Raw genomic sequence first — 11,282 nt, 5'->3', positions numbered from 1 at the left:
GGCCCGAGGGCAGAACGTCCCAGTGCACGCCGGGCTGCGCGTGCATCGATGTTGCCGCGTGGGTGGAACGGCTCCGAAAAAATCTTGATGATCGTAGCTCCCGGTCGCTGAGCTTTATGCTGATGGGGCTGGCTCCGGACGTTATCCGCCGCCGCCGGAGTGGACTACCCGGACTCGTCGTCACTTCCGGCTTGCTGTCGTGGCGAGCCGGAAGCGACGATCGCATGCAACCGGTCAGGACTGCGCGTCCAGTTCGTCGATGGCGTCGAGATCGATGATCTCGGTCTCGAGCTGCCGGTTCGAGAGGTCGGCGGACTTATAGGTGATCTCGCTCCTGACTCCGCCCGCCTTCGGGAAGAAGATCCCGAGTCCGATCACGTGCTCCACCGCGTCCAGCGCGACGCGCGGGGAGGAGCCCTCCAAGCGCCTCGGTTCCGAGACCTTGTCGATCGGGTAGACGCACAGCAGGCCGACGTCGCCAAGGACATCCTCGCGATAGACGCGGAGCTTGTTGTCGTCTGGCTTCCCGCCATGGAGCTCGCCGAGTTCCTTGCTGCCGAGCTGGAGATCGGCTACGCGGTCGGTCGTGGAGATCAGCGCCTTGATGTTTGCGTACGGCTTGCTTGGCATCGGCAGGCGGCTCCGCTTGAGGAGCCCCACAGGCCGGCCGAGCCCGAGGTCAATGGCGCCGTCGGAGCCGGAGCCGGTCCGGTTCATGACGACGACGTTCCAGGTCCGCAGGAAGCCCTGCCGGTTCTGGCTGGCAATGTACTCGCGAAGGAGATCGCCCTTCATGCGGAAGGCCTCCTCGTGGAACCGGTAGTCGCTGAGGAACGCCTCGATCAGTGCCGAGGGCACGCTCCTGAAGAGGAGGTGCTCGCTCGGCATCGAGACCGGCGTGGCCCCGACCTGCTGTACCAGCCGGCGGGTCGCGTCCTGGTTGTGCAGCAACCAGTCTTGGTCGCGGTGGTGGAACAGGATCGTCTGCTCGCGGTGCCGGCTGAAGCTGATCTCCGCGTCAACCGCGTCGCGCATCTTGGCGGCCGAGGTGATGGCCATCGCGGGGTGGGTGCGGATCCTGACCGGGACCTCGAGCGGGCTCAGTTCCTCGACCTCGTACCGGCGGATGTCCCGTCGGATCTCCTCCTCGACCGTCGCCAGCGCGAAGAACCACTCCTTCAACTCGTCGGTCATCCAGATCCGCGGCAGGTCACCGTAGCCGCGGCGATAGCCGAACCAGCGGCCCATCTGGAGCTGGGTGTCGTAGGCCGAGGAGGCGCGCACGAAGTAACTGCAGGTCAGCCCCTCAAGCGTGAGCCCACGCGAGAGCGTGTTGCCGCCGATCACCACCGCGGTGATCCCGGCCGGGTCGCCGTAACTGAGCCGGTCCTTCGAAAGGTAGTTGTCGACGATGACTCGCACGTCCGCCAACACGGCGGGAAGGTACTTCTCGATCTCCGCCCAGGTAACGGGGCTCAGGCCCTGGGAGGCGGACGGCAGCTTGGCTGACTCCTCCTCCCATTGACTGCGCAGGCTGGCGAGCACGGCCGTCCTACTGTTCGTCACGTCCTTGCGCAACTGGTGGAGAATCTTCTCCACCGGTGCCTTCGTAGCGAAATGTGCCCTGGCGTTCATCGAGGTGTGGATCAGCATCGAGTTGTGGAGCCCGCCATCGGGACGCGCACGACGCGCTGCCGTCGCGAGCAGGAACCACTGCAACGCGTCGATCAACGACAGGGTGATATCGGGTTCCCAGAGGTCGAGGCCGTCCTTGACCCGCGGGGGCCTGATCGCAACGGCCTCGTCCTCAGGGATCTGGCGGATGATGTCGAGGCCTTGGTCCAGGGCCTCGACCTCGTCGATCGTCAGAGGGTCCCGGCCGAACAGCTTCTCGGGCCCGAAGTATCCGTCTGGACGCGGCAGGTCGACCACGAAGTCGCGAGGGTAGAGGTCATCCTCCTTCTCCGGGTCGATGAGCAGGTTGGCGAACGGCGTCGCGGTGTAGGCGATGTAGGCGGTCTTCGGCTGCCTGAGGATCTGGCCGATCAGCCCGTTGATCGAGGAACGGTCCTTGAGGCTCACGTTGATGCTCGCCTGGTCGGCCTCGTCGTCGATCACGAGGATCGGGCAGTTCGCAACAACCTCGTCACCGGCCTGGCGCATCCAGCGCACAAGACGACGCAGCCGGTGTGGGTTCTTCTTGACCACGGCGAGCAGGCGGTGGTCCGGGTTCGAGAGCAGTTGGCGCGCGTTGCCACGCACCGTGAAGTCGGCCTCCGGATACGTCAGCAGGTGCCAGTGGGCTTCCAGATCCTCGACGAGCATGCTCTGCAGCCGGCCCTGGGTCTGTGCACGGAGGTTCTCTGTGAGGCCGGACAGGACGATGACGAGCCGGTAACCGACGTCAGCTGCCTTGGCAATCACGCTCATGAAGTTGGTGGTCTTGCCGCTCTGGACGTAGCCCAGGACCAGGCCGCGGACGTTGATCTCGGCCGTTCCGGGCGGCCTGAGGAGACTCACGACTCGATCGGATGTTCGATTGAGAGCGTTCATGGATTCGTCGGGGATGCCGCTGAAACGAAGTCGCTTCTCCAACACCGGCCAGAAACGATGGTCGGGGCGCGGTCCGGCATACCACGTCCCGGTCTCCCTCTCTCGGTTCAGGAGCACGTGAACGTCGTCGAAGCTGCGTACCCGCTGCGTCCGCTTCTCGTAGAGTTCGCGCGCGTTCGCGAGGACGTCATTGGGGGTGTACCTGCTGAGGCGTCGGATGGCCCCGTCGGCCGAGCTGCCACCAGCCACCATCATCGCGATCGTGTCCGCAGTCTCATCCACGAACTCGTCGCCCGACGACAGCATGTTCGACGCTTCGGTACCCATGGTACTTACCCCCGGTTGTCCTTGCTTCCGCCGTTAGCGATCGACTGCAGGCCACATGTTGGCACACGGGTGCGACAACACGTGTCCGCCGTGATCCAGTGCGATGGCACGCGGCAGGTGCAGGTTGTCCTGCAGTGGCAACGTTCGGAACTACGGTCCTGTGGGAGCAATACGGGTAATCATGCCGTTTGCGACGGGATGGGACGTCGCACCGAGAAGCGTTGCGGCGCGCGGGAGGCCGAGCCCGATCCCTGACCGGGAGCAAGAGCTACGTCACCAACCTTGCCGACCCCTCATCTCCGCGAACCATCGGTTCGTCTGGGCACTGCCGAGTCCGTCGGTCCACATCCGGCCTCGGAGTCCCTGATCGAAGTCAGGGCTGGCGTCGGGGCCTGCGGTGGAGGTAGGTGCGTAGGCGGTCGGCGGGATCGTGGGTGGCGTCAGGCTCGGCGGGGGTGCGGTGGAGTCTGGTGAGGAGGGCGGGGGCCTTGGTGGTCTTGAGAGTTTGGTAGCCGGCGAGGGCTCGGTCGACGGCTTGGCGGGTGGTGGCGGCGGCGCTGTCGCCGAGCCTGCGTACGGTCTCGGACCTGTGGGGTCGAAGGCCATGCCTGTCTGTGGGTGTGCTCGCGGCCGGCCTTGGTCCGGGCATGGTCGTGCGCTGCGGCTCGGGTTCCGACCCGGACTCCGACTCGAGGGTGAACTCGGGCACGCGGGCCGTCGACGGCGTCTCCACGGCGAGTTGAGCGGTGAGTAGATCGGCGATCTGCCTGGCGCCGGCGCGCTCGTCGGGGTTCGTGGCGAGGGCAGCGTCCAGAACGTCGCGGACCTTGCCCGGCAACGAATCGGGTGCCCGCGGTGCCGTCGATGGGTCGGGCTGGCCCAGCTCCCACCAGGCGAGCAGGCACAGCGCCAGGGAGTAGACGTCGGATGGGTTTCCGGCGGCGTGTGCGGTTCGGCGGCATTCGGGTGCGCGGAACGCTTGGCCCTCGTGGTCGACGTCGTCGGCGTCGTGCACGGTGCCGACGTCGGCATCGGCGATCTTGGCGATGAGGAAGTCGGAGAACGTCACCCGGTTCGTTTCCGGGTCCATCCAGACCCGGCTCGGGTGCAATGCGCGGTGGGTGATGCCCTCGGCGTGGATGTCGGCGAGCCCGGCGTAGGAGTCGGCGGCCACAGCCACGAAGGTCTCGATCGCGGGCCGCACGTCGGCGCGGATCAGGTTCCCCAGCGTGAGCAGGGTTGGCTCCGGCGGGTGCATCGGGATGACCCACATCCGCTCGTAGTCGACGCCGAAGTATGGGTCGACGGCGAAGACTCTGCGCAGTGGTGCCAATCGTCGCATCGCGTTGTACTCGCGTAGCAGCGGGTTGTCGTTCTTCCGGAGTTCATCCTCGGTGAGGCCCTGGCGCTCGAGGGTGAGCAGCACCCTTATCGAGCCGTCGTGATGCCGGCCGACGTAGCGGCGTCCGCGCGGCGTCGGGTCGAGTCCGGTCACGATCACGTAGGGTCCGAGCTTCTTCGGAATCGCCGAGCGCCCGGACAATCCAGCGACGTGATCTTCGACGCGCTTGCGGAAGGGGGCGAAGTTGAAATGGCGGCCGACGAAGTCGTCGATCTCGCGGAGGGCCTGCTCGCAGCCGGCCAGGCGGACCACGTGGCGCTCGACGCGCGGATCGTCGACGTTCAGCCTGACATCGGGCGAGGACAACACGACCAGCGCGTAGACGAGGTGAAGCGGAGCCTCTCCGAGCGGAACAGCCTGCTTGAGCGCGCTGCGCAATGGCCGGTTGTGCTGCGTCAGGCCGCCGGCCAGGATGCGGGCGGCGCCCACAGCCTGGTTGATCGGGTTACCGCGGTCCTCGCGGGTAGCCCGGTCGTACCAGAAGACATCGTTGCCATTGAGGTCGCCGTGCCAGGATTTTTCCTCTATCACGATGACGCTGTTCGGCCCGATGGCAATGAAGTCGGTGTCGCGCGTTCCCGAGGTGTGTACCAACTGCCGGCCGCAGACGATCGTCCACTGCTCGTCCAGGTGGTCGCGCAGGTAGCGGGCGGTGGCCTCCTCGCCCGGCCCGCCCCACTCGCCGTGGCGGATGATCGTTGCTCCCATGCGCCCCCCTCGCTGTCATCCGCGCCGCCCGGCGCACACCCGCGGAGGCGCCCCGCCGGTGCGAGCCGCTTCCTTCCAGAAGGGGTACAGCCACAGGAACCAACGATCCGGTTCGTGGGATTGTGGCGCCGGCCTCCCCGTCAAGTTCCGACAGACTGTCGCATACCCCGATACGGGCGCTGCACCACAGGTACGCCTAGGTAAGCGGATTTGACCCGGACAGTGACTATCGCCGCCGGCTGCTCGCTCAGAGTGCGGATGTGCCCGAGGGGAACGGACATTCCGGGCGAACCAGAAATTGCCGGGCGAACGCCGGGTTCTCCGGCAGATGGCCGCCCTGGGCGAGCTAGCGTGTCTGGCGAGCTAGCGGGCGGTCTCCAGGCGATCGGCTACCCGAGTGGCCAGGCAGGTGCCCGACCGCGGACCGATTGCCCGCGGGTTGGCGCCGGCGCGCCGGCGCTCCGGAGCGCTCTGACCCCCTCCGTCCAAGGGCGAGATCGCTGGTTCTGTATCGAGGTCCGAACCGCGCACCGCTCTTAGCCCGGATCCCGATACAGAATTGATGATCATATCTGGCGTAGGGCGTTGACGACTGTCTCGACGATGTAGGTGGGGCGGGTGAGCACGTCCTTCCAGGTGACGCGGACCAAGCGCCAGCGCAGTCCCTGCAGGCGGTTCTGTCGTTCGCGGTCGTGATGGAGGGGCTTGGGGTCGAGAACCGGCGTGCCATGAAAGGCGGCGCCGTCCGCTTCCAGACAGACCCGTCGCGACACCCAGGCCATGTCGACCCGAGCGACGAACGTCCCGGACCCATCACAGATTGGATACTGCAGCTCCTCCGGAGGTATCCCGGCATCCGCGAGAACCAGCCGCACCCACGACTCCAGCGGCGACTCGGCACGCCCGTCGACCTGGAGGAGCCACCGATATCGGCTGGCTGCGCCGCGTCGGCCGAAGAGTTCCGTCCGTATGTCGTCCAGATTGAGCAGTCGGCGGCCATGCAGCGCGGCGTCCAGCAGCGCGACCGCTTCGGGTCGTTCCCAGGCGAGTACCAGATCGGCGAGTGTTCGAGGGAGGCTTGTCGCCGGCAGGCCTCGGATGGGTCGCACCTCATCCTCAGGAACCGTTCCGGCGTGCAGGACCAGCCCGGCGGACCGAGGACGGGAACTCGTAGGCGCGACCAGCAGACGAACAGGCTCGGTCGGCGTGCACGGCGGGAGCGCGCCGAGCCCGTATAGCCGCGCGGCGCTCAGGCCGCACACGATGGCATCAGGACGGCGATGCAGTGCGGCGCGCAGGCGCCCGAGTAGCGGATCCGCGCCAGGTACGTCAGGTACGAAGTAAGTGCCGTTGAAAGGTCGTATCCAGGCGTTGGTCCGTATTAGCTGTTCGATCTGCCCACGGGTCAGCCCGGCGTCGCGGGCCTGAGCCACGCTGATCATGCCCTGCTGCCGGCGGGCGACGCGCAGAGCCGCCGCCAGCCCCGGGTACTCGGCCCGCTTCCGCTGACTGGCTGTCGCCACGAGCGGCAGAATCCGCCCGACCAGCTCGCCGCGTCAGGCAGAGGCGCCGCTTGTGGACAAGGCAAGACCTGTGGATATGCGGATGCCGCGGCGCCTTACCTCGGCGGTGACGCGACGCCGGCCCGGGCGAGGATCGCCCTTCTATATCTGGACCAGAGCCCCGGCATCCGGATCAGAGCCTCAGCCGAGGCTGGCGCGCGAACCCCGGGCAGAACTCACGATCACCGCGTGGCGCACGAGGTTGATCGTCGGTTCTGTACTCGAATCCGAACTGGGAGCGGTGTGCGGTTCGGATTTGAGTACAGATCTGGCGATCATCTGAGGGTTGTCAGGTGATCTCGGAGTGCGGTGGCGACCTGGTTCGTGGTGGGGGAGGCGTCGATCTCGGTGAAGGAGGGGAACTCGGGGAGAGAGCGGTAGGCGGCGTCGAAGGCGGTCAGGTAGGAGGGGTCCTCGACGTCGCGGCCGCGGGCTTCGACGCGGCGGGCCGCCTCGTCTGCCGGGATCGTCAGGTAGAAGGTGACGTCGGGGCGAGGGAAAACGGAGTAGGCGACGCGCACCAGCCGCTCAGCGTGGCCGCCAGTCTCGCCGCCTCCGCCACCTCCGCCGGGTGCGCCGCCTCCACTGCCTCCGCCGTATGCGCCGCGTGCGCTGCCGCCTCCGCCGCCTCCGTCGGGTGCGCCGCCTCCGCTGGGTGTGCTGTCGCCGCGGGCTCGCATGATGGCGAACTGGCAGTAGGAGTAGCGGTCCATGACGGAAACGCGGCGGGTCAGGGTCGAGATCGTGGTCGCTCGGGCGATCGCGACCCAGCGGATGGACGCCTCGACTGCCAGATAGCCACGCCGGCCGAGTAGGTGCCGCCCGTCCCGGCGTCCGAGCCGACGGGCCAGCGGATCGATCAACGGCCGTCCGCCGCCGTTCTCGAAGTACCGCGCTGGCGTTCCAGCCGCCGTGAGCTCCCCGGCGAGCCGTTTCGCCGCGGTCGACTTCCCCGACCCGTCAACCCCCACCAACACGATCATCGTCGGCCGCAGGCGCATACCTGACGTTATCCGTGGGTCGCCACCGGATGGTCAGTGCCGCATGGACGGCGCTGCATGGTCGACCCCGCCTGGCCGACTGCCGGCCGTTGGCCGTTGGAGCCAAGCCGGGCGCCGTGGAACGGCGGCTAGCTCTGGCAGCCCACGCCGTCCCCGTCAAAATCCAGCTCGAAGGGGTCTGGCTCCAGGACCCGGCCCGGCCCGCGCACGTAGTTCGGGCCATCGCCCGAGCCGCCCGCGCAGTCGTAGTCGCCGACGCCGTCCTGGAGGCACTGGTCCGGATACGACGGATCACAGCCCGGTGCCGGTGCCGGTGCGGCAACGGTCGTCGGCATGGGAGATGGTTCCGCGACCCCTGGCTGCTCGGGTGCCGACGCGGGTGCGGGTGCGGACCCGGGAGCGGGAGCCGTCGTCGTGTCCGGGCGAGGAGCCGTCGTCTCCGGGCCAGGAACTGCAAGGGTCGTTGCCGAAACTGACGCGGCCGCCGGCGCCGGTGGAGTCGCCAGCACCAAAAGCGGCGGCGGGGCCGGCATGGGAGTAGACGCCGGTTCCTCCGCCGCCGCCGGCGGCGCCGGCGGCGGCAACGTCGGCGAGGTCGGCAACGGCTGCGGGGTCGGCGAGGTCTGCGGGGTCGGCGTGATGATCCCCGGCTGAGAGGTCACGTCAGTTCGCGGCGTAGTCGTCGCTGGTGGTGGCGCGGTCAGTGCTAGCGCCGCCAGATCCGCTGCTGGCTGGTTCCGCGGCACGCTCGAACCGATGGCGGGCCCCGAATCCGTTGCGGAAACCGGGCTCGATGGCCCGGCCGCGACGGCCACGATCTTGCTTGCTGGCGTGCCTGTATCGGTCGGGTCGGCGGCGCCGGACGGGATCGGTCGCGCCAGTTCGGACGGCGTCGCGGGCGTGGTTGGGACGGTCCGGGCGGCTGGCGGGGGTGGGGTCGCCGCCGGTACGGCCATCACTCCGGCCGGCGGCTCGGTCTGCTCCAAGAGCTCGGTGCTTGGGCTTGACGGCTGGGGTTGGCCGGTCTTGGCGAGGATGAACCCCTGGTCTGGGTCGCTGCGGCAGCCGGAGAGCGCAATCAGCAGAAATGCGGCCGGAACGGCGGTGACCGCGATGCCGAACTGCCCGTTCGAGCCTTTTGGCCGGTGCCGCCGGCGAGCCATTCCACTAGGCGCGTCGGCCACCCCTACCGCGGCCTCACGGATAAGGGGAAGCTCGCGCGATGTCGCTCCCGGAACAATCAGCATTGCACTCCTCGATCGCCGTAGATCGATCAGGTTAGCGCTCGAACCGGCATCAAGGCGTCAGGCGCGCTCCGAACAGGAAACGGTGAAGCGCGCGGAACCGACCCGATGCCGCTATTCCCTCTTTTGGTTCGATGCCGGATGCGTTCTTGGCACGAGGCGTGCAGTGAAGAGGCGGCATGGCACGGCGGCATGCGACTGAATGATCGTGGGTGGCGGATCTCGCTGCCGAGACTCCCGCCGCGGGATGGTGTCTAGCTCTGGCAGCCGACGCCGTCGCCGTCCGCGTCCAGGCCAAAGGGATCCGGTGCCAGGACGCGGACCGGTCCGCGCACGTAGTTCGGGCCATTGCCAGAGCCGCCGGCGCAGTCGTAGTCGCCCTTGCCATCTTCCAGGCAGACGTCCGGGTAGGCCGGATCGCAGTTCGAGCTGGCCGGCGGAGCGGGAGCGGCGGCCGTTGTCCGGGCCGGTGCTGGAGCCGGCGCGGGTGCGGGCGCGGCGGTGGTGGTCCTGACCGGGGCGGGAACCGCGGTTGTGGCCGGGGCCGCGGGGCGCGCTGGCGGCCGCGTCGCGCCGGGCTGGTTGGCGGCGGCGAAGGGCATCGGCGGATTGGCCGTGGTTGGCGTCGGGCTGGGTGGCGCTGAGGACGTCGCTACCGAGGCCGATGCGGATACGGTCGCCGAGGCCGGTGTCGTCGTGATCCCGTCCGACAGGACGTCAGCAGTCTGAATCCGGCCAGCGTTAGCCAGGCTGTCCTTTGTCGCGGACGCGCAGGCGGACAGTCCCAGTAGCAAAACGGCGGCTGGTACAGCCACCGCCACGGCGCATGTGAGGCGAATTCGTCGACCTCCAGCGGACGCTGCTCGCCGTCCATCCTTCGTCGCGATGACCGCAGAGATGACCGCAGAGTCGAACCGCTGTCTGGACAATGAGAAATCTCGCATAGTGCCCCCCCGAGTCACTTGAGGTGACCAAGCTAGTTGCAGGCCAATGAAAAAGACACGGGGAACGCACGCGATGGCGCAATCCTGTTCATCCGGTGTTGACCGCACCGCAGGGATTGCTCGCCCGTTTTTTCTCGGCCTGGGTCGACTACGGGAGTCGGCGGCCATGCCTGCTTCCGGCGACGCTGGGGCGGCAGCCTACGGTCCCTGCGTCGGCGCGAGAGTCACTGCCCGGTGAGGCCGGCTCCGCCTTCTCGGGTTGGCTCCGCCTTCTCGGGTTGGCTCCGCCTTCTCGGGTTGGCTCCGCCTTCTCGGGTTGGCTCCGCCTTCTCGGGTCGCCGTGGCTTTCCGTTACCCCGCTGCGCGGTTGGCCCGGCGTCGGATCCGCTCCTGATGCCAGGTGCGTAGCGGTGGCATGACGTGGCGGAGGGCGGGGCGGGTTACTTCGTAGGCGACGGTGCCGAGTTTCAGAGGGAGCTTTTCCAACGGACGGTAGTCGTCCGCGGCAACGAGGCGGCATGCCAGATCGGGACGGAGCTGGCGGAGGTAGCGACGCGCTCGGGCCGCATGCAGCGGATCGGAGGCAATCTTGATGGTCGCCGCCGATTCCAGGTAGGTCATCGCGAACGCGAGATTTTGCTTGGTGGTGTGCGCTTGAGTCTCCAGGACGATCTGTTCCGGGGGCACTCCGAGTACCTCCCGCGCATAGCGCGCCATCGCCTCGGCCTCGGCGATCACCGCTCCCCGCGTGGCGGCCCCGCTGAAGACCAGCAGTGTGCCGTCCGAGACCGGCAGAGCGCCGTCCGAGACCAGCGACGTGCCGTCCATGCCGGCTCGGCCGCCGACGTCGTGTGCCTGGCCTCTCGCCTGGTCGCCAGCCTGGCTTCCGTCGTGGCTCATTGACCGGACCGCGATCTCGGTGCGCCAGCGCTGCAGCGGGTGTGTCCGGCCGTCACGGGCCGATGGATAGCCGAGAACGAGCACGGTCTCCCCGACGACCCCAGTCGCGGTTCCCCCGTCTCCCTCGCCGGCGGACGCTGAATCGGTCCCCAGGTCGGGCCTGGTCACGCCGGTCCTCGGTGGGCGCCGGGCGAGCGGATCGAGATGCCGGCGGGAGGCGGCCCAGTGCGGGATCTCGGCGGTACCGACCACCAGGCCGGCGAGCGCGATGACTCCCACTACCGCTACCACGAGCATCGTCACCCACATGACGACGGCCGCCTTCGCGACGCCAGCCGTGACGTCGGTCGCGACGCCGGTCGCCGCAGCGGCGGCGACGTCAGCCGCGTCGACAGCGACAGCGACAGCGCCGGCGCCGGCGCCGGCGACGATCGAGGCGATGGCGATGGCGATGTCGATGGCGGTGACGACGGACGAGGAGGGCTCGAACGGGCTCGCACGACTCGATTCTCGCCCGGTTGGGGTCCGCGCTCAGGATCGCCGGCTGGCTACGGAGGCCCCGCCGGCTGGTTCCGGAGGCTCGCCGGCTGGCCGGGGCCCGGGTGGCGGAGGATCGTCGGGGTAGCCGGCCAGCGGGCCGG

8 protein-coding genes are annotated in these 11,282 nt (G+C 68.4%); 1 reads left to right on the top strand and 7 read right to left on the bottom strand.

Annotated elements, in window-relative coordinates; all coding sequences use genetic code 11:
• Positions 1–234: 234 nt before the first annotated feature.
• The 5 genes from FRCN3DRAFT_RS0203860 to FRCN3DRAFT_RS42500 all read right to left on the bottom strand — a co-directional run bounded on the left by FRCN3DRAFT_RS0203860 (position 235) and on the right by FRCN3DRAFT_RS42500 (position 7,888).
• The gene (locus FRCN3DRAFT_RS0203860) at positions 235–2,880 is read right to left on the bottom strand and encodes a Z1 domain-containing protein (RefSeq protein ID WP_007508660.1); all 2,646 of its coding nucleotides are present in this window, start codon (positions 2,878–2,880) and stop codon (positions 235–237) included.
• Positions 2,881–3,253: 373 nt separating this feature from the next.
• Entirely contained in the window at positions 3,254–4,990 is a 1,737-nt protein-coding gene (locus tag FRCN3DRAFT_RS0203855) for an NERD domain-containing protein kinase family protein (protein WP_007508661.1), read from the bottom strand.
• Positions 4,991–5,556: 566 nt separating this feature from the next.
• The gene (locus FRCN3DRAFT_RS0203850; RefSeq protein WP_007508662.1) at positions 5,557–6,513 is read right to left on the bottom strand and encodes a type IV toxin-antitoxin system AbiEi family antitoxin domain-containing protein; all 957 of its coding nucleotides are present in this window, start codon (positions 6,511–6,513) and stop codon (positions 5,557–5,559) included.
• 314 nt (positions 6,514–6,827) lie between these two features.
• A complete protein-coding gene (locus FRCN3DRAFT_RS0203845; RefSeq protein ID WP_232793909.1) occupies positions 6,828–7,523 on the bottom strand; it encodes a thymidylate kinase in 696 nt (231 codons plus the stop codon).
• A 158-nt stretch (positions 7,524–7,681) separates the two neighbouring features.
• Positions 7,682–7,888 (bottom strand): hypothetical protein, encoded by a 207-nt coding sequence (locus FRCN3DRAFT_RS42500; RefSeq protein ID WP_007508664.1) that lies wholly within the window; start codon positions 7,886–7,888, stop codon positions 7,682–7,684.
• 196 nt (positions 7,889–8,084) lie between these two features.
• Between FRCN3DRAFT_RS42500 and FRCN3DRAFT_RS57025 the strand changes: the two genes are divergently transcribed.
• Positions 8,085–8,207, top strand: a complete 123-nt coding sequence (locus tag FRCN3DRAFT_RS57025; protein WP_007508665.1) for a hypothetical protein — start codon at positions 8,085–8,087, stop codon at positions 8,205–8,207.
• An 844-nt stretch (positions 8,208–9,051) separates the two neighbouring features.
• On the opposite strand, the gene FRCN3DRAFT_RS54775 is transcribed toward FRCN3DRAFT_RS57025, so the two are convergent.
• A complete protein-coding gene (locus FRCN3DRAFT_RS54775; RefSeq protein WP_106410133.1) occupies positions 9,052–9,399 on the bottom strand; it encodes an excalibur domain-containing protein in 348 nt (115 codons plus the stop codon).
• A 693-nt stretch (positions 9,400–10,092) separates the two neighbouring features.
• Positions 10,093–10,938, bottom strand: coding sequence for a YdcF family protein (locus FRCN3DRAFT_RS42490; RefSeq protein ID WP_106410368.1), 846 nt, complete (start codon positions 10,936–10,938; stop codon positions 10,093–10,095).
• Positions 10,939–11,282: the final 344 nt, after the last annotated feature.

Origin of the sequence: Pseudofrankia saprophytica (assembly GCF_000235425.2) — a bacterium.
GTDB lineage: Bacteria > Actinomycetota > Actinomycetes > Frankiales > Frankiaceae > Pseudofrankia > Pseudofrankia saprophytica.
This window is presented reverse-complemented; position numbering and strand designations above follow the sequence as displayed.